Source organism: Sphingobacterium sp. JUb56 (genome assembly GCF_014191365.1).
Lineage (GTDB): Bacteria > Bacteroidota > Bacteroidia > Sphingobacteriales > Sphingobacteriaceae > Sphingobacterium > Sphingobacterium anhuiense.
On the sequence record NZ_JACHWL010000001.1, the window covers coordinates 3,874,232 to 3,894,306 of the forward strand.

12 protein-coding genes are annotated in these 20,075 nt (G+C 37.2%); 7 read left to right on the forward strand and 5 right to left on the reverse strand.

Annotation, left to right across the window (positions count from 1 at the left end):
- Positions 1-74 precede the first annotated feature (74 nt).
- Complete coding sequence (locus tag FHR29_RS16525; protein WP_183915852.1) at positions 75-2,159, forward strand: S9 family peptidase; 2,085 nt, start codon at positions 75-77, stop codon at positions 2,157-2,159.
- A gap of 40 nt (positions 2,160-2,199) precedes the next feature.
- Here the strand turns inward: FHR29_RS16525 and FHR29_RS16530 are convergent, their stop codons facing one another.
- Both FHR29_RS16530 and FHR29_RS16535 read right to left on the reverse strand, forming a co-directional pair.
- Complete coding sequence (locus FHR29_RS16530; RefSeq protein WP_183915854.1) at positions 2,200-3,153, reverse strand: MlaD family protein; 954 nt, start codon at positions 3,151-3,153, stop codon at positions 2,200-2,202.
- Positions 3,154-3,222: 69 nt separating this feature from the next.
- Entirely contained in the window at positions 3,223-4,053 is an 831-nt protein-coding gene (locus FHR29_RS16535; RefSeq protein ID WP_260292163.1) for an N-acetylmuramoyl-L-alanine amidase, read from the reverse strand.
- 171 nt (positions 4,054-4,224) lie between these two features.
- Here FHR29_RS16535 and FHR29_RS16540 point away from each other — a divergent pair, with 171 nt between their 5' ends.
- The 3 genes from FHR29_RS16540 (at position 4,225) to FHR29_RS16550 (ending at position 9,725) form a co-directional block, all read left to right on the forward strand.
- The gene (locus FHR29_RS16540; RefSeq protein WP_221197862.1) at positions 4,225-6,867 is read left to right on the forward strand and encodes a putative LPS assembly protein LptD; all 2,643 of its coding nucleotides are present in this window, start codon (positions 4,225-4,227) and stop codon (positions 6,865-6,867) included.
- Positions 6,868-6,969: 102 nt separating this feature from the next.
- Positions 6,970-8,232 carry a competence/damage-inducible protein A gene (locus FHR29_RS16545; protein WP_183915856.1) on the forward strand — a complete coding sequence of 421 codons (1,263 nt, stop codon included), beginning with the start codon at positions 6,970-6,972 and terminating at the stop codon, positions 8,230-8,232.
- Positions 8,233-8,339: 107 nt separating this feature from the next.
- The gene (locus tag FHR29_RS16550) at positions 8,340-9,725 is read left to right on the forward strand and encodes a dihydrolipoamide acetyltransferase family protein (RefSeq protein WP_183915858.1); all 1,386 of its coding nucleotides are present in this window, start codon (positions 8,340-8,342) and stop codon (positions 9,723-9,725) included.
- Between the two features lie 57 nt (positions 9,726-9,782).
- Here the strand turns inward: FHR29_RS16550 and FHR29_RS16555 are convergent, their stop codons facing one another.
- Entirely contained in the window at positions 9,783-11,138 is a 1,356-nt protein-coding gene (locus FHR29_RS16555) for an MATE family efflux transporter (RefSeq protein WP_183915860.1), read from the reverse strand.
- A gap of 208 nt (positions 11,139-11,346) precedes the next feature.
- Between FHR29_RS16555 and FHR29_RS16560 the strand changes: the two genes are divergently transcribed.
- The 3 genes from FHR29_RS16560 (at position 11,347) to FHR29_RS16570 (ending at position 14,559) form a co-directional block, all read left to right on the forward strand.
- Entirely contained in the window at positions 11,347-11,862 is a 516-nt protein-coding gene (locus FHR29_RS16560; RefSeq protein WP_168128340.1) for a twin-arginine translocase TatA/TatE family subunit, read from the forward strand.
- Positions 11,863-11,958: 96 nt separating this feature from the next.
- The gene (locus tag FHR29_RS16565; RefSeq protein WP_132844644.1) at positions 11,959-14,205 is read left to right on the forward strand and encodes a Tex family protein; all 2,247 of its coding nucleotides are present in this window, start codon (positions 11,959-11,961) and stop codon (positions 14,203-14,205) included.
- 63 nt (positions 14,206-14,268) lie between these two features.
- Complete coding sequence (locus tag FHR29_RS16570) at positions 14,269-14,559, forward strand: hypothetical protein (protein ID WP_021189637.1); 291 nt, start codon at positions 14,269-14,271, stop codon at positions 14,557-14,559.
- Positions 14,560-14,658: 99 nt separating this feature from the next.
- Here the strand turns inward: FHR29_RS16570 and FHR29_RS16575 are convergent, their stop codons facing one another.
- Both FHR29_RS16575 and FHR29_RS16580 read right to left on the reverse strand, forming a co-directional pair.
- Positions 14,659-16,545, reverse strand: a complete 1,887-nt coding sequence (locus tag FHR29_RS16575; protein WP_183915862.1) for a RagB/SusD family nutrient uptake outer membrane protein — start codon at positions 16,543-16,545, stop codon at positions 14,659-14,661.
- Between the two features lie 11 nt (positions 16,546-16,556).
- Complete coding sequence (locus FHR29_RS16580; RefSeq protein ID WP_221197863.1) at positions 16,557-19,778, reverse strand: TonB-dependent receptor; 3,222 nt, start codon at positions 19,776-19,778, stop codon at positions 16,557-16,559.
- Positions 19,779-20,075 lie beyond the last annotated feature (297 nt).

Genomic DNA, 20,075 nt, shown 5'->3' on the forward strand with positions numbered 1-20,075 from the left:
TTTCTCTAATACTTTATTTAATATGTTAAATGATCGTAGATTTTGTATCTTGCCTGTTCATATTCGTATTCTTTATGAAAAAAAAATCTTTAATAACGCTTTCCATTTTATTATGCGCTTCGGCATCAATAGCTCAGGAAAACAAAGAAACCAAAATGGTTCTTAATATGGAAAACACCGCAAAAGCACCATTAGATCCGCAGACACTTTGGAAATTAGGCCGTGTTTCTGGAGAAGGAATTTCAACAGATGGAAAAACTTTAGTATATGGTGTCTCTAATTATGCTATAGAAACAAACAGTTCGGAAAAAAACCTTTACACATTATCATTAGAAACAGGTAACACAGCTCCTCTAACAAGTGAAAAGGGCGGTGAGTCTGTCGTACAGATTACAGAAAATGGCGATATCATTTACTTGTTCAAAGGGCAACTTTGGAAAAAGAATAGATATAAAGGTGAAGCTATACAACTGACACATAGCGAAACTGATCTAGAAAATGTAAAGCTATCTCCAAATGGTCAATATATTTTATTTAGCAAAGCAGTTTTAATCAAAAAATATCACAGTACCGACAAATATCCTGATTTACCAAAATCTGACGCTTATGTTTTTGACAATCTTGACTACCGTCATTGGGACACGTTCAATAATGGAAAATTCAATCATCCATTTGTAGCCAGCTATAACAACGGTAAGATTGGCGAAGCAATTGATTTATTGCAGGATGAGCCTTTCTATAGTCCTCAAATGCCATTTGGCGGTTCTGAAGATTTTGAATGGACACCAGATAGTAAAGCTGTGCTATATGTTAGTAAAAAAAGGTTTGGAACAGAGTATGCCGTGAGTACAAATACGGATATCTACCGCTATGATCTTACTTCTAAGCAAACAACAAATCTGACTGAGGGTATGAATGGCTATGATACCAACCCGACTTACAGTCCAGATGGAACTAAGTTAACTTGGCTAAGTATGAAAAAAGATGGTTACGAAGCCGATAAAAATGATATCATTATTTTCGATAAAGCCTCATCTCAGCGTTTAAATCTAACTGCACATTGGGACGGCACAGTAAACTCTTTCATTTGGAGCAAGGACAATCGCAAGATTTATTTTGTAGCACCATCCAAAGGTACCGTACAACTTTTCGAACTGACTGTTCCTACTAATTTAAAAAACAAATCTTTAGCATCGATTAAACAAATCTCTGAAGGAAATTTTGATATCACAGGAATTGTGGGACAGGTAGCCAATCAGTTGATCGTAACATCAACAAAATTCACAAGAGCTACAGAGATTTACAAATATGACTTAGCGAATAAAACGTTAACGGCATTGACGACTGTCAATGATAAAATGTATGCTCATATCAGTGATAATAAAATTGAATCCAGAATTACAAAAGCTTCTGATGGCCAAGATCTTTTTTCTTGGGTAATTTATCCGCCAGATTTTGATCCAACAAAAAAATACCCAACGATTTTATATTGCGAAGGTGGCCCTCAGTCTGCACTGACCCAGTTTTACTCATTCCGTTGGAATCTACAGCTTATCGCTTCTCAAGGTTATATTGTGATCGCTCCAAATCGTCGCGGGATGCCTGGCTGGGGAGTGAAATGGAATGAAGCAATATCCAAAGATTGGGGCGGACAGCCTATAAGGGATTATTTATCTGCCATTGATGATATTTCTAAAGAGAAATATGTAGATACAACACGTCGTGCTGCTATCGGTGCTAGTTATGGTGGTTATTCAGTATATATGCTGGCTGGAGTACATGAAAATAGATTTAAAACATTAATTGCACATAACGGCTTATTCGATATGAGAAGTTGGTATGGTACGACAGAAGAATTATTTTTCGCGAACCATGAACTAGGCGGTCCTTATTGGGATAAAGCAAATGCAAAATCATATACCGAATTCAACCCTTCTGAATATGTTGACAAGTGGAATACACCAATATTAATCTTTCAAGGAGGTCATGACTACCGCGTGCCGATTGGCCAGGGACTAGGTGCTTTTCAGGCTGCGCAATTGAAGAAAATCAAAAGTAGATTAGTTTATTTACCAGACGAAAATCACTGGGTGTTATCAGGGCATAATGCTCAGGTATGGCAAAGAGAATTTTTCGGATGGCTGAAAGAAACCTTATAAATTAAAAAGGCTTGAAGGTAAACTTCAAGCCTTTTTAATGTTATTTCTCCTGCTCTCCCTTTTTACCAAAGATGGAAAGCTTAATGTATTTTCCCGGCTTCTCTTTAATATCTTTCATAAGGTGATCAAGGCTTTCGGAAGCATTATTCAAATTATCATAAAGCTTATTATCATTGATCAGTAGTCCAATTGAACCCTGCCCTTTGTTGATCTTATCTACTATTGTTTGGAAGTCAGTCATAGCCATATTAGCTTTATCCATAGTTTGTTGGAAATCTAATTTAGCTGCTTTATCTGTTACAGTATTCAAATTGGACATGATAGCCGTGATCTGACCGCTATTATTTTTAAATGTATTGGTAATAACTTCAAGATTAGAGATAATCGTGGTTAATCTTTTACGTTCCGAACCAACCAGGCCTTCTACATCTTTCGTAATGAGCTCCACATTTTTTAAAGATGTTGAAATACTATGAACACTTTGCTTAAAGTCTTCTTGAAATTGATCGTCCAAAACAGAATTGACAACTGTTAGTACAGAATCTAATTTTATGGTGATGGTTTCAACTCTTTTTTGAATAGGCTCAACTTTGTCCATTATATTCGCCTGAATACCTGAAGCTAATATTTCACCATCTTTAGCCATTTCTGTACTGTTGCCCATATCAAATACAATTGCTTTTCCACCCAGGAGATCTGTACTTGCTATACGTGCAACGGTATTTTTCGGAACTTTGTATTCGGCTTTAATTTTAAATTCTGTCAGAATGCTTCCATCTGGTTGCAATGTCATCTTAGAAACGCGGCCAATCTGATATCCGTTCACTAATACAGGCTTAGAGGCAGTAAGACCATCCACTGCCTGATAAGATGTATAATAGGTATTATCACTGCTAAATACATCATTGCCTTTTAAAAAGCTATATCCTATAAATAATAATGTTACTGCTATTACAGCTAAAATTCCGACTTTAGTCTCGTTTGATATTTTCAAAATAATATTTCCTTAAGGTGTTTTTATTGAACTCAATTTATCATTTAAACAAGACAATGGCAAATAAGTTTATCTTTCTACGCTTTTTTTGAATGTGCTGATTGCTGAGACTAAGTTTTGTACGATCTCACTTTGTCCTTCATCCGATAGCATATAGTCTTCTTCTGCACGATTATTTACAAAACCAATTTCGGTCAAAACCGCTGGCATTCCTGCTTCTGCTAATACTGCCAATCCCTGCTCCAGAATCCCCCGGCTTACTCTTCCTGATTTGACATATTCCTGTTGCATCAGATTTGCTAATTTGACACTTTTCTCGCGGTATTGATTTTTCATCAAAGAGAAGATGATGTAACTTTCTGGATCTTTCGGGTCAAATCCCTGATAATTTTCTTTATAATTCTCCTCTAATAATAGGGATGCATTTTCACGAATTGCGGCAGTTTGTTCGCCTAAGCGATGTGAGCCCGATACAATTGTTTCTGTACCTCTTGACGATCTTCCTGGTGCAGAATTACAGTGAATCGATATAAAAATATCAGCCTTCGCCGCATTAGCCATTCGAATACGCTTATATAAATCAATAAACTCATCTGTTCTACGGGTAAACATTACGCGTACTCCAGGCAACTGTCTTTCGATTTCTTTACCTAATTTCAAAGCCACCTCTAAAGCTATATTCTTTTCCAAAGAACGTGATCCTTTTGCTCCAGAATCCCTCCCACCGTGACCGGCATCAATCACAATTGTTTTAATTTGATAATCCTGGGGAGGAGTAACATGTGCTTTAGAAATAGTATTGCTTGGAGGAGTAGCACTCGTCAAAACCATAAATAGAAAAATCGCTGGAGCTAAAAAAAATATAAGTTTCCGCTTTCTAATATTCAAATCTAATTTCATGTATATTTTTTTTGATTTCTGTAATTTAATAACAAAATGTAATGAGTAATATTGTGGTACAAAAATAGGAAATGTTAATCTCGTTAAAAAACATCACTTTCTATTTGTTTTTGACTAATTTTGTCAAGCTTAGTTTAAATATTTTTACAAAAATAACATTTGTCTTTAATTTTGAAGTCGTTAACACACATTTTAACAATATTTCTTATTCTTTCGCTAAGTGTTTCTACAACATTTTCGCAAGAAAAAACCCCCGTAAAGACAACGTCAAAGAGTCTAAAAGACTCTGTTTCGGTCAAAGGAACAACTGATTCCGTTCGTGTTAAACGAGATTCTACAATTATCGGCAAAGACAGTACCAAAAATAAGGGTGGATTGCAGGCGGAGGTCAGTATCATCGCCAGAGATTCACAACGTACGGAAGTCGATAAAAATATAAGTCACTTATATAGAGGTGCTAAAGTTAAGTATCAAGATTTTGAATTATCTGCCGATTATATTCGATTAGACCGAAATAAAAAACAAATATTTGCGTCAGGTATTATTGACCATAATGGCAAGTATGTAGGGCGTCCTATTGTAATGACTGGAGCTGAAAGTCCTAAAACGGTCGACTCCCTCCTATATGATTACGAAAAACAAGAAGGTAATACCTATGGAATCATGACTGATGTAGAAGGAGGTTATATCCAGGCAAAGGTAGTGCGTAAGAATATTTACGATGAAATGTCGTTGTATCATGGACTGTATAGTACCTGTAATCTTCCAGAACCACACACACACTTCGGGATTTTTCTTAGCAAAGGTATTGTGACTAAAAACCAAATTATCGCAGGTCCATCATATCTCGTATTACAGAACATCCCTTTAAAATTTATCGGTTTCCCGTTTGCCTTTTTCCCTAAACCGGACAAAAGATCTTCAGGTTTTTTATTTCCATCATTTGGAGAAGATTATACCCGTGGATTTGCCATGCGTGATATCGGTTGGTATTTAGCTTTCAATGATTATTGGGATAGTGAAGTTCGAGGAAGCTTATATTCGAAAGGATCATGGGAAGCATCGATCAATACCAGATATACGGTCAACTATAAATACAATGGTGGATTCAATATCCGTTATGCCTCAACCAAAGCTGGAGTTGAAGGAACAGATAATTATGGGACTAACAAAGATTTTAATGTTACCTGGAACCATACACAGCGACAGGAAGCAAATCCTGGAACATCTTTTTCTGCGAATGTAAATTTTGGAACTGGATCATATTTTCAAAATACGGGTGTTAACGGTACCAATAATTTTAATGATATCACCAAAAACAACATGTCTTCTTCTATTAGCTATGGACGTGTATATGCCGATGGAAAAGTCAACTTTACTTCGACTTTAAGTCATCGTCAGGACATGAATAAAGGTGATATTCAGTTACAACTTCCAAATTTTAGTTTAAACGTTTCTTCTTTCAATCCTTTTGATTCAAAAGAACGCGTGGGAGAACAAAAATGGTTCCAACGAATCAATGTCGGTTATAGCTTACAGGGAACCAACACCCTGAACACCAACGAATCTAGGATTTTTAGAAAAGAAACATTAAAAGAGTTTACAAACGGTTTTCAACATAATATACCGATCAGTTTATCTTTAAATGCTAGTCATTTCCAATTTAATACAAGTGTAAATTACACGGAGAGATGGTATTTACAGAGTACCCGGCAACGAATGGAAAATACGAAAGAGGGTTATGTTCCTGCCAAAGATACAGTACAAGGATTTAAAAGGGCTTATGATTATTCTGTATCAACCGGGGTATCTACCAAAATCTATGGTATGTATCCAAAAATCGGTAAAATACAGGCTATAAGGCATGTCATCACCCCATCTGTCAATTTAAACTACAGACCTGATTTTTCCGATTCGAAATATGGCTTCTATAAAAAGTATGTCGATCAATATGGTATGCTAAACCAGTACTCCATTTTCCAGGATAATGTATACGGCTCACCTTCAGCTGGAAAATCCATGGGAATAGGTTTCTCTGTTGATAATAATATCGAAGCTAAAGTAAAAAGTAAATCGGATACGACAGATGGTGGATTTAAGAAAATTCCGATCCTACAAGGTTTATCATTTAGTGGAAACTACAATTTTGTGGCCGATTCCATGAAATTATCACCCATCTCTTTCTCGGGAAGAACTGCTGTATTTGGTGAAAAAATAAATATTAACTTCAACGGGACACTAGATCCCTATGCAATTGATCAAGCAGGACAACGCTATAACAAATATATGTTCAGTGACGGTAAACTTGCACGTTTGACCAATTTCGGTCTTTCATTTGATTATAGTTTCAATCCAAAGGCCTCAAAAAATAGAAATAATAACATCGATTCTTTACGTAACCAAATGGGAGCTAATATGACCCCAGAACAGGCACAGGCTCTATCCCGTATCAGTGCGGACCCAAATGCGTTTGTGAACTTCAATATACCTTGGAACTTAGCCGGATCATTTAGTTTCCAATATTCAAAGCCAGGTCATGTTTCGACCATCACGAGTACGGTAAATATTCATGGTGATTTTAGTTTAACGCCGAAATGGAAAGTGACCTTTAACTCGGGCTACGATCTAAAAGCAAAAGAAATATCGTTGACACAGTTTAATATCTATAGAGACCTTCACTGTTGGGATATGGCAATTGGATGGACACCTTTTGGAAGATACCAAAGTTATAACATTACGATAAGAGCTAAATCTTCAATCCTGCAAGATTTAAAACTTTCGAAAAGGAATAGTTCAGGTGGCAGTTATTTTTAATAACTGCTTTTTTTTAATATTTTTAATTGACCTAAAAGATTCAACGTTGAAATTTCGTAGCTTTTGCTCCCAACAACAGTACGTCTCTTTTATTATATATCCATGAAAGCACAAATTATAACCATAGGGGATGAAATCCTGATCGGTCAAATTATTGATACCAATTCAGCCTGGATAGCGACTCAGCTTCAAAACAATAATATTTCCGTAATACAGATACTTTCGATCTCGGACAAAGAGGAAGCTATTTTCAATGCATTATCCAATAGTCAGGATCAGGCGGATGTTGTACTCATTACAGGGGGATTAGGTCCTACGAAAGATGATATAACCAAGCAAACCGCGGCGAAGTATTTTGATACTTTCCTACAACGCGATGAAAAAGTCTTACAGCATGTAACGCAATTTTTTGAAGCTCGTGGAAAAGAGATGCTGGAAATCAACAGACAGCAAGCGGATGTGTTAAAAGGATGTACTATCCTGTTCAATCAATACGGTACTGCTCCGGGTATGCTCATAAAAAAAGGTGCTACCACCTATATCTTTATGCCTGGTGTTCCTTTTGAAATGAAACATCTCATGAATACACAAGTATTACCCATACTATGCAAACAAGATAACACAACCTATCTGGCGCAAGAAAATATTATCGTTGGAGGAATTGGTGAATCTTATCTCGCTGAAAAAATAGCGGATCTAGAATCAGAATTACCTGCACATATTAAACTCGCATACTTGCCCACCCTAGCCTTTGTTAGGTTACGGCTATCGGGAACTGGATCTCATAAAGACGACATTACAAAAGAAACAAAAGAATTCGGAAGTAAGCTGATCGACAGACTTGCTGATCATGTCATTGCAAATCATGACACCTCAATAGAAAAGTTTTTAATTCAGAAATTTATTCGTCACCAATTAACGTTAACAACAGCAGAAAGCTGTACTGGAGGCAGTCTTGCCGCTATGATCACTGCAGTGCCTGGCTGTAGTGCGATGTATGTGGGTGGTACCGTTCCTTATTCGAATAAGCTAAAGCAACAGCTTTTGGATGTTAAAGAAGAAACACTGAGTCAATACGGAGCAGTAAGTGAACAGACTGTTATTGAAATGGCTCAAGGTGCTAAACATAAATTTGAGACAAACTACGCGGTTGCAACCAGTGGAATTGCAGGGCCAACAGGAGGTACTCCCGAAAAGCCGGTAGGTACAGTTTGGATCGCAATTGCCGGTGAAAAAGAAACCATTGCCAGAAAGTTCCAATTTCAAAATGACAGAACAATAAATATCGAACGAACCAGACAATTAGCGCTTTTCATGCTTTGGCAATTACTTGTCAAAGAACATCAGATAGGTATTGATTTGTAAAATATTATTCCGCAAAAATTGATTTATCAAAAATTATATTTTACTTTGTAAAATATAAACCTTAAAATAACTAACTTAGTATTTAAAAGGATTGCAGTTGAATTATTATGGCATTATATAAATTATTACTTCCTAAAATGGGGGAAAGTGTATCTGAAGCTACTGTAACAAAATGGTTAAAACAACCAGGTGATACCATTAGTGAAGATGAAGCAATTTTAGAAATAGCAACTGATAAAGTCGATTCGGATGTACCTTCTCCAGTAAAAGGAATATTAAAAGAACAACTTTTTTCAATTGATCAAGTTGCACAAGTAGGTGATATAATTGCCATTATTGAGATCGAAGGTGACCAAGATGGAATAGAATCTCCAACAGTAGATACACAATCAGCATTAGAGAAAAATCAAGACAAAATAGAAGTTACTCCGACTACGATTCAGATTGAAGATAAAAAAATAGAAATACCAGGATTAAATCAGATTCAACCTGCTATTGAAAATCATCAGTCCAGCATTCATAATGGAATTAGATTCTATTCTCCTTTAGTCAAAAATATAGCTTCTCATGAAGGCTTAAGTCAACAAGAGTTAGATCAGGTTGTTGGAACAGGTTCTGAGGGACGTGTAACAAAAGAAGATATTTTAAAATATGTAACACGCAAAAGAGAGCAGACTGGCACTGATTATACTAGTGCACCTCAACTAGTAGCAACTGTTGTTCCCGAGAAAAAAGAACAGTATGCTGCAATTCCAGTTGAAACTGCTCATACTATAAATTCAGGCGGGGATGAAATCATCGAGATGGACCGTATGCGCAAGATCATCGCAGATCATATGGTGAAAAGTGTACAGACTTCACCACATGTATGTTCTTTTGTGGAAGCAGATGTTACTAATTTGGTCAACTGGCGCAATAAGGCGAAAGAGGTGTATAAAAAGAGAGATGGCGAAAATATTACCTTCACTCCTATTTTTATTGAAGCAATCGCTAAAGCGCTAAAAGACTTCCCTATGGTTAATATTTCTGTTGATGGGAATCATATTATCAAAAAGAAAAATATCAATATTGGAATGGCCGCCGCACTTCCAAATGGTAATCTAATTGTTCCTGTAATCAAAAATGCAGATCAATTAAGCTTAGTGGGACTTAGCAAATCTGTCAATGATCTGGCTAATCGCTCACGTGCTAACAAGTTAAAACCTGATGATACCCAAGGTGGGACATTTACCTTTACTAATATTGGTGCTTTTGGAAATATCATGGGTACCCCCATTATCAATCAGCCTCAAGCAGCTATTCTGGCCGTTGGTACTATTAAAAAGAAACCTGCTGTTATTGAAACAGAACATGGTGATCTAATTGGTATCAGACAGATGATGTATCTTTCGCTATCTTATGATCATCGTGTCATAGATGGAGCATTGGGAGGAACATTTTTGAAAAGAGTGGCCGATTATTTAGAGAACTGGGATATTAATCGCGAAATCTAACGTTTTATAGCATAACAAAAAGGCTTCTTTTAAATTAAAAGAAGCCTTTTTGTTATGCTAAGCATTCAAATGTTTATGAATTACAATACGGTAACGCCAGTATAATAAAACAGACGATGTGAGCAAGCCCAAAGTTAAACCATACCAGATTCCTTCTACGCCCATTCCTAAATGAACTCCCATAAAATATCCACTTGGCAATCCGATGATCCAATAGGCAATAAAAGTGATTAATGTCGGGATATTGACATCCCCCATACCTCTTAATATGCCTAAACCTACAACCTGAGTTCCATCAAAAAGCTGAAATAATCCAGCTATAATCAACAAATGAGCTGCAATAGTAACGACTGCCATGTCCTGTGTAAAAATAAAAGGAAGGTAGTTATTAAAGATAGCAAAAAGTGAAGCCGTCAGTGTCATAAATACTAAAACCAATTGATAAGAGGAAACTGCAAAACGCTGTAAACGAAAGAAGTTTTTGTTACCAAAGCTATTCCCTGTTTTAATAGTTGCAGCCGCCGCAATTCCACTTGCCATCATATAAGTCATAGCAGCTAATTGAATAGCAACCTGATGTGAAGCTTGCTCAACAGCACCAATAGTACCAGCAATCAATGAGGCCCCTGCAAATGCGCCGATTTCAAAGACATATTGCATGGCAACAGGTGCTCCTATTTTTAAGATTTTTCGAACCCGGATAAGATCAACAGCCCATAGTTTAAATTTACTGATATAAGGCTGAAAATAAGAAGATTTCATAACATAGAACAACATGACGACCATCATCATAATACGGTCGATCAACGTACTGTATCCTACCCCACTGACTCCCATAGGTTTGATACCAAACATTCCTTTAACAAAAATAACGGCCAAGATAATGTTGAGAACATTGCCCCATATGGTAATATTCATGGCTTGTTTAGTAAAACCTAAACCTTCAGCAAATTGCTTAAATGCACTGAAAATCATCAAAGGAAAAATAGATAAACTCAGAATAAGTAAATAAGGTTTCGCCTCTTTTACCACCGCAGGATCTTGGTCTAGATGATCAATAGCCAACATAGAACCAAAATATACGAGGCAAAATAAGAGTATCCCTGCTATGGCATTCATCCAAATACTATTCGAAAGCAACTTGGCACATTCTTCTTTATTACCACGTCCATTTTCCTGCGCAATTAATGGGGTAATTCCGTAAGCAATACCCAAACCAATAACCATAACGACCATAAAGACCGCATTGACCAATGATACCGCAGCCAAAGGAACTGTACCTGCAAAATGCCCTACAATGACACTGTCTGCCATATGTACCATGGTATGACCAAGTTGAGAGATCACAACTGGTCCTGCCAGTATAAAAGTGCTCCAATAATAAGGCTTGTAAGATTTTAATCGCTTCAACATATTTTCCCGCTACTTAATTTGAAAAGATTCCAAAAGTACGAGATTTTTCCCAATCCTACATTTCTTATCTATCAATAAATCATAATGAAAATGTCAAATTAGCACACTAAATTTTTACAATTGAAATGTTAATATTTCCTTAAACACTATTTCATTTTTAAAATATTGCTGTAACTTAGCATTTATAATTTATTAAAACGATAGTAAAATGTACAGTCAAATATTTGCATTTCTTAACATAGGAACATCAGAAATGATGTTAATTCTGGTTATCGCTCTTTTATTATTTGGGGGTAAAAAACTTCCTGAATTGGCAAGAGGTCTAGGGCGTGGGATCAGAGAGTTTAAAGATGCTTCAGAAGGTATCAAAAGAGAAATTTCCGATCAAATTAATAATTTCGAAAAAGACATTGATTTAAAAATAGAGGAAAATCCTTTGGCAGAAGCTCAAGCAGCAGAACAAAAAGTAAAAGAAGAAGCTGAAGCTGAAAATAAAGAAGAATCCGAAAAGAAGACGCCTCAGTTTACAGCACCTGAAGGGACTATGCAGTATAGCCGTCAGCCTGAATATGGTGAAGAGCCAAACCATTTTCAATATGGTTACAACGATCATTTTGCAGATAACGGACAAACAGCGGCAACTGAGGATAATACAACTGAATCTGTTGAAAAAACAGCAGTTGATCCAGCTAAAAAAGCAGAAGAGCCTTCTAAAGAAGCATAAGTTTAAGCCTATTATTTTCAATAAGATATCGTCAAATAAAGCTGTTGGATTATTTCCAGCAGCTTTCTATTTTAATAAATATTACATTCCCTATTTATGACACACGAAATTATAGTTTCGAAGGAATTAGCGATTAGCGAAAAACAAGTACAAACAACAATCGGATTATTAGATGAAGGTGCTACAGTACCTTTCATCTCACGTTATAGAAAAGAGATGACGGGCAGTCTAGATGAAGTACAAATTACGACCATCCGTGACCGTATTCAACAATTACGTGACTTAGATAAAAGAAGGGACGCCATCTTAAAATCAATTTCAGATCAAGGAAAATTAACTCCAGAACTAGCGTTAAAAATCCAGCATGTAGAGACGATGGCAAATCTAGAAGACATTTACCTTCCCTACAAGCCTAAACGTAAAACACGTGCAAGTATGGCCAGAGAAAAGGGATTGCAACCGCTTGCTGACCTGCTATTAGCGCAGGAACGTACAGATTTCACCGATTTAGCAGTATCACTTATCGATGAAGAAAAAGGTGTCAACTCGATCGAGGAGGCACTATCGGGTGCCCGCGATATTATTGCAGAGACAATTGCTGAAAATGCTGAAGTAAGAGATAAAGCGCGTAAAATATTTGTGGACAAAGGTCAATTTGTATCTCGAGTAGTCCCAGGAAAAGAAGAAGCTGCATTAAAATATAAAGATTATTACGAATGGTCAGAATCATTAAAAAATGCACCTTCACATCGTGTTTTGGCCATGCGACGTGGTGAGAAAGAGGAACTTCTTTATTTGGATATCGAAGTTGCTGAAGAAGAAGTTATTCCTGCAATTGACCACATTTATATCAAAGCGAATAATGAAGCGGCTGCGCAAGTTCGCTTAGCCTTAACAGATAGCTTTAAAAGACTATTAAAACCTTCTATGGAAACTGAAATTCGAGTTTTGACACGTCAGAAAGCGGATGAAGAAGCAATCAAAGTATTTGCAGATAATGTACGTCAACTACTTTTGGCGGCCCCATTGGGACAGAAAAGAATTTTAGCAATCGATCCTGGATTTAGAACGGGTTGTAAAACTGTCGTGTTGGATCAGCAAGGTGCTTTACTAGAAAATACGGCTATATTTCCACATAGTGGTGCCGGAGGTCTGGCAGAAGCAACGCGTACTATACCTTACTTAGTAAAAAAATATGATATTGAAGCCATTGCTATCGGCAATGGTACAGCAGGTCGGGAAACAGAAGATTTCATTCGTAAACTGAATCTAGATGAAGTTACTATTGTGATGGTTAATGAAAGTGGCGCTTCTATTTATTCTGCATCAGAAACTGCACGAGATGAATTCCCAGATCAGGATATCACGGTGCGTGGCGCTGTCTCTATTGGTCGCAGGTTGATGGATCCGCTAGCAGAGTTGGTGAAAATCGATCCAAAATCGATCGGTGTAGGACAATATCAACATGACGTTGATCAAAACAAATTACAGAGCTCACTAGACGATACAGTTATGAGCTGTGTGAACAATGTAGGTGTTGAATTAAATACCGCATCAAAACAAATTCTAGCTTACGTATCTGGTTTAGGTCCTGCTTTGGCTCAATCAATCATCAATTACAGAAAAGAAAACGGACCTTTCAAATCACGTCGTGAATTGAAGAAAGTACCTAGGTTGGGAGATAAAGCTTTTGAACAGGCCGCCGGATTTTTACGCATCCGCAATGCTGAAAATCCTTTAGATGCATCAGCAGTACATCCTGAACGCTATAAATTAGTCGAGCAAATGGCTAAAGATCTTAAAACAAGTGTTCATGAGCTGTTGAGTAATGCCGAACTAAGGAAAACAATACCATTGAAAAATTATATCTCTGATGAAGTTGGTCTACCGACACTGAATGATATCATCGCCGAATTGGCAAAACCAGGACTGGATCCACGTGAAAAATTCGAAGCTTTCGCTTTTACTGATGGTGTAAATGCAGTATCGGATTTAAGGGTAGGAATGAAATTACCAGGTATCATAACGAATATTACTAATTTTGGTGCTTTCGTTGATATTGGCGTTCACCAAGATGGACTGGTACATTTGAGCCAACTGTCGAACCGTTTTATTTCTGATCCGCACGAAGTCGTAAAAGTACAACAACATGTAGAGGTTACAGTAACCGAAATTGATGAGAAAAGAAATCGTATCGGCCTTTCTATGAAAACAAATGAAGCAACCTCATCACCAAAACAGAAGCGTGAGCCAAAAAGTTTTCACAATAAAGAGCGAAAAGAAAAAGAACCTGAGACTGATATGGCTTCAAAATTAGCCGCATTAGCAAGCAGATTTAAATAACATAAAAGGGTGATTTTAATAAAATCACCCTTTTATGTTGACATTATTCGCTATTTTAGAAGCATGTTAACATTTGAAAAATTTTCATCTTCCACCGTATTGGCAGTTCCTCCGTCTGAACTTTCTATATGGCTCGAATCACTTTGGTGGGATAAAAAAGGTGATTGGCAAAAAGCCCATGATTTAATCGATCATCTACAAGATTCCAAATCGGCACATGTGCATGCTTACCTACACCGCAAAGAAAAAGATCTTTGGAATGCTCGCTACTGGTATAACCGTGCGAAGAAATCGGAATTTATAGGCTCACTTGATGACGAATGGGAACAATTGGTTCGCATTCATTTATTTTAAGACAGAAAAAGGTTATCTCAAATAAGCACGATGAAACTTTTATAATTAAAGTCATGACTTACTCAAGATAACCCCATTTTATTAATTAGGTAATTAAAACTAGTAACCCGGGTTTTGAATCAACTTGGTATTTCTATTCATTTCATCTCGGTGAATGGATATGAAGTACATTTTATCCAACCAATTTCTATTTTCTATCCCAGGTGCAATTGTATTCACTTTATAAGAGTAGCTATAATTGTCTGTATTATATTGGTAAAGACTCACAAGCTTACCCGCTTTTAAAGTCCCAAAAATATTAATTAAAGTAACTTGTCTTCCTATTGTTTCTTTAGCATTCATCCAACGGCGTGTATCAAAGAAGCGGTGTTCCTCATAAGCCAATTCAACACGTCTTTCATTACGGTACCGATCTTTTAATTTTTGCCCAGATTCATCGTTATCAATTGCAGGCATTCCGGATCTGAACCGAATTTTATTGAGCCATGTACGTGCTTCAGCATCCTCTCCCAATTCAAGACAAGCTTCTGCATAATTCAGTACGGCCTCAGTATAACGAAGTACTGGCCACGGCACACGTTGTCTGGTATTTTGATCAACAATCGCAGGATCCGCATCAACAAACTTACGCATATAATATCCCGTATAACTACCATTCCAATCTTCAACCGGAGAATTACGCGTATCTAACCCATACTGGATGACTTTCGCTCCCTTATCATTGATTACCTCATATTGACCTGTTTGGATTTGATTCGCAGGATCTCTCTTCTTAACATCATCTGTTCTTGGTTTCCAAGTAGCACCGTCATATAATATTGAAGCTCCAAGGCGAGGATCACGATTGGTATATATGTTTGCTGCGTGAACAGAATTATTCCAATTAAATTTTTCACCGGACAATGTCTCATAATCATCTACCAGTAATTGCGTAGGACTATTTCCTGCCCAGTTATGATAGCCATTAGGTCCATTGTTACGCCCTACATAAGCACCACCTTCATCTTTCAAGTCATTAAAGAATCTTCCTAAAATTAAATCCCGTTTTGCATCAGCATCGGCAATTTTTGAATTACCCCCCATCGCTAAAGCGATATAATTTGCTCTCCCTTCTGAAGGGGAAACCGGTTCTGATAAGTTTAATTTATATGCCAGTTCAGATTTATCCAGCACCGCCTTTGCTGCTGCTTTAGCTTTTTGCCATCTCTCTGTACGATTTCCAGATACATAACCTAACAGTTCTGGGTTAGCATATGCCGATATAGTTGAAGATTTGGTCTTTGCCGTTGGTACATCATGCAAATCGGAAGCAGCATAAAGTAACACACGAGCTTTTAGAGCTAAAGCTGCAGCCTCACTGGTACGACCATCTACTTTTGCCACCCCACTCAATAAAGTAGCTGCCTGTTCGCAATCTTTAACAATGAAATTGACGCATTCTTCATACGTATTTCGAGCAGCAGTATAATCCGTATCTTCAAGCGTATAAATCTTGGTAATCAATGGAATTGCACCATAGAAACGCAAAAGTTGCTGATAGTAATAGGCTCTTAAGAAATAAGCCTCTCCCAACATCTGTTTCGCTAGCGCTTCATTATTAAATTTTGGCGTAATAAGATTTTCAATCGCAATATTAGTGGCGCGGATACGCTTGTACATGTTTCCATACTCATATGAATCAACAATCCATCCCTGATCCGCTGGATTGGATCTACTCTCCGTAATGGTATTGATTCCTCTACCCGGATGGGTAAACATGGACTCGTCTGTCAACGAGGCTAACATCTGTTCGTTAAAACCTCCCTGTCCAAATCCATTATATAGATCATTTACAAATGCCTGCGCTAGTCCAGCATCTGTCCAGACAAGCTCTTTTGGAACCTCTGCCAGTGGTTTTGTATTAACAAAATCATCATTACAACTGGCAAGTAACCCCGTAAATAATAATGCAGAAATCGGTATATAAAATAATTTTATTGTTTTCATAAGATAGCGAATTAAAAAGATAAAAGTATCCCTGTGTTGATTAATCGAGCCTGAGGATAGTAATGTCCCAAGGTATTAGTCGACTCGGGATCGTACATTTTCAATTTGGACCAAGTAACTAAATTCATACCGCTCGCATAAACTCTGAAACTTGAAATACCTAAGCGCTCCACAAGTTTTGCACTTAAATTATAACCAATTTCCACATTTTTTAAACGCAGGTAATTGTTTGAATGTAACCAATAAGTATTGCCACTGGAATAATACTGATCAGAACGATCTGTAATACGCGGATGCACAGAACTAGGATTATCGATCGTCCATCTATTTTCATAAAATTCGTGTAAGTAATTACCAATTGCACCAGATTCATCTGTAGCAATACGCACTTCGCCACCCATAGCTCCTTGAAATAAGATGGATAGATCAAAATTCTTATATCGTAATCCCAGATTCAAACCCCCTTGAAAAGTTGGATTGGTATTCTTATTTGTTCGCACACGATCATCCGGAGTAATCTTTCCATCACCATCATAATCCTTATATTTCATATCCCCAGGACGAAGATTATTTGTAATTGCCGAATAATCCAAGGTATTAGAATTGATCTCTTCCTGACTCTTAAATACGCCATCATATTGATAATATAGACCAGAATTGATCACTCTACCAGTTGTCTGCTGCCAAGCTGGTGCTCCAGCAGCTTCGTCCCAGAATACAATTTTATTTTTAGCATACCCACCATTGATGGAAGCACTATATCCCCAATCGCCTTTCTGATCGCGATAACCTAAATTGAACTCCCATCCTTTGTTATCGACTTTGCCGATATTTTCAGCAGGTAACGTCATACCCGTACTTTGAGGAATAGATGCATTCCGTCTCCATAGGATTGAATTTCGTCTATTTTTAAAAACATCAAACTCAAAATTAATCTTGCCTCCTAAAAGTTGTGCATCAATACCTAAATTATAATTGTTAGCAACCTCCCAAGTAATGAAATTATTTGGAACACGGCTTTCATACAAGGTTTTAATCATTTCATCTCCAAGAATATAGGACCCAAATTTATATGTTGAGAAATATTGATATTCTTGAAGAACATTATCATATTCAACATTATCATTACCCATCTGCCCGTAAGAAGCACGGACCTTAAAATAATTGACGACTTTAATATTATCTTTCCAAAACTTTTCTTCAGATGCTACCCATCCCAACATTGCGCCAGGAAAAAATCCGTAACGCGTTTTCTGAGGGAACATATAAGAACCATCATAACGCCATAGCAACTCAGCAATATATTTCGATTTATAATTGTAATTGATCCTTCCAAAATAATTCAATCTTGCTCGCTGCCATGCACTACCATCATTATTCTTCTCAGCATCACCACCAGCAAATAAATAATCAATGTTATCTGACAAGAAATAACGTCGATAAGCGGAGAAGTTATCATTTTGGATTGTTTCTCTGTTTACCCCTGCTAGTATATTGAACGTGTGATCACCTATGACCTTATCATAAGTCAGAACACCGCCCAGCAAAATATTCAACTGATCTTCATCAGATTGGTTTAGTCGTGGATCTGCCGGACCTCTTTTGCCAGGTACCAATTGTGGAGTTACTCCATCAGCTTCATAAGCTCCTTGCCAAGTATACAGGTACCACGGCGTCTCCCAACGTTTAATTTTCTTAATGTATTTATCGACAGCTGCATTACCAGAAAACTTCAAGCCTTCTATCCAAGGAATTGTAATATCAATCTGTCCATTGGTTTGAAAGTAATATCTTTTATCGCGTTCATAACCTGTTTCGTTAGTCGTGATCACCACAGGATTTTCACCATTTTCAATGTCAGGCCCAGGCATTCCATTTGGCCAATAAGCAGGTTGTGTAGGATTACCCCGCATCAACATTCTAAAAATAGTGCCGGCTCCTTTAGTTGGGAAATTTCTATTTTCTTGACGCCCTAAAACTCCAAATTTGGTTGTGATGTATTTACTTATCTTGGCATCCAAGTTAATTCTTAAGTCATATTGCTTATATCCGGTTGCAGATTTTTTATAGTAGGCATCTTGATTCTGATATCCAATTGAGGTTAGATATTTCACCGCATCATTTCCTCCGGTAATCTGTACATTATGCTTCTCTTGAGGAGACCAATTCTTTAAGGTTTCCCCATACCAATCTGTATTAGGATGTCCCCACGGATCACTGCCATCTTTAAATAATTGAACATCTTCTGGTGTAAAAGGAGCGGAAACGGCTGTACTGTTTGGACGGATAAAAGTTCCGGTCGTTCTGAAGGCATTTTGTGCTGCAGCCCACTCTGCTACCGGTAATTTATAAATCTCGAGTTCGTTTCGCAATTCGGAATATTCAACAGCATCTGTCAATTTTGGAATGACCGTCGGTTGCGAAAATCCTTTATTAAAATTATACGATAATTTAGGTTTTCCGTTTGTTCCCCTTTTTGTCGTTACCAAAATAACTCCATTTGCCGCTCTGGCACCATAAATGGCTGCAGAGGCATCTTTTAAAACTGAAATATTATCAATATCTGCTGGATTTAATCGTTCGAAACCGCCTTGGCGTGCCGGAATTCCATCAATAACAATTAGTGGGCTCGAATTTCCTAAGGTATTGGTTCCGCGGATACTTATAGTTGATCCATCATAGCCGGGTTCCGCAGATCCATTCGTCGCAATTACCCCCGGTACCCGGCCTGCTAAGGCATTGGAAACATTTAGAGCTGGTGACTTTGATAGTTCAGAACCTTTTACAGCGACTACAGATCCTGTAACAGTTTCCTTCTTTTGCACCCCATAACCAACCACAACCACTTCTTCTAGATTGGCGTTGGAACTAACGAGACTCACCATAATACTGGTTCTTCCTTTAACTTCTTCATCTGTAGAAGTCATTCCGATCATTCGAAAATTCAACTTTCCGTCACTTGGAACATTTGTCAAAACGTACTCCCCTTTTTGATTTGTCTTGGTAGCGACATTTGTCCCGACAACAGATACAGTGACCCCCGCAATCGGTGAACCATCATCTGTATTAGTGACTATGCCACTAACTGAAATCTTTTCCTGAGTCGAACTCATAAAAGTTAAACTCTTTGGATTTGCAAGCACTGGTGATTGGCAAATTGTAGATAAAGAGACGATAGCTCCCATCCAAAAGGCTTTCTTCCATTGCTGTTGACCTAAATTAAGATTGCTCATAATTTTTTAGTTTGGTTTAAAATAGTTGATGTTAATTAAATTAGGTAAACAGGTTGTTTCTATTGGAAGTATACCAATAGTCTATTAAACAAGACCGTTATTTAATTTAATCGGTTTAAATTGGTAATGTATACACAACACTAAGGCTGTATTATGTACACCAACTAAGTTATATCAAATTAAAGTTGTCTAAAAAGAAAAATATATCCTTTTATAAAAAAAATAGCTAAATTTCTCATTACTAGGAAAGTAAAAATTAAAGAGTTTGTTTACCGTGTAACAGATGATAGATCGAAA

Excerpts from the sequence above, each read along its gene's own strand:
- FHR29_RS16545 (WP_183915856.1), top strand. The coding sequence starts at position 6,970 with ATGAAAGCACAAATTATAACCATAGGGGATGAAATCCTGATCGGTCAA.
- FHR29_RS16525 (WP_183915852.1), top strand. The coding sequence starts at position 75 with ATGAAAAAAAAATCTTTAATAACGCTTTCCATTTTATTATGCGCTTCG.
- FHR29_RS16535 (WP_260292163.1), bottom strand. The coding sequence starts at position 4,053 with ATGAAATTAGATTTGAATATTAGAAAGCGGAAACTTATATTTTTTTTA.
- FHR29_RS16580 (WP_221197863.1), bottom strand. The coding sequence starts at position 19,778 with ATGAGCAATCTTAATTTAGGTCAACAGCAATGGAAGAAAGCCTTTTGG.
- FHR29_RS16570 (WP_021189637.1), top strand. The coding sequence starts at position 14,269 with ATGTTAACATTTGAAAAATTTTCATCTTCCACCGTATTGGCAGTTCCT.
- FHR29_RS16550 (WP_183915858.1), top strand. The coding sequence starts at position 8,340 with ATGGCATTATATAAATTATTACTTCCTAAAATGGGGGAAAGTGTATCT.
- FHR29_RS16565 (WP_132844644.1), top strand. The coding sequence starts at position 11,959 with ATGACACACGAAATTATAGTTTCGAAGGAATTAGCGATTAGCGAAAAA.
- FHR29_RS16555 (WP_183915860.1), bottom strand. The coding sequence starts at position 11,138 with ATGTTGAAGCGATTAAAATCTTACAAGCCTTATTATTGGAGCACTTTT.
- FHR29_RS16575 (WP_183915862.1), bottom strand. The coding sequence starts at position 16,545 with ATGAAAACAATAAAATTATTTTATATACCGATTTCTGCATTATTATTT.
- FHR29_RS16560 (WP_168128340.1), top strand. The coding sequence starts at position 11,347 with ATGTACAGTCAAATATTTGCATTTCTTAACATAGGAACATCAGAAATG.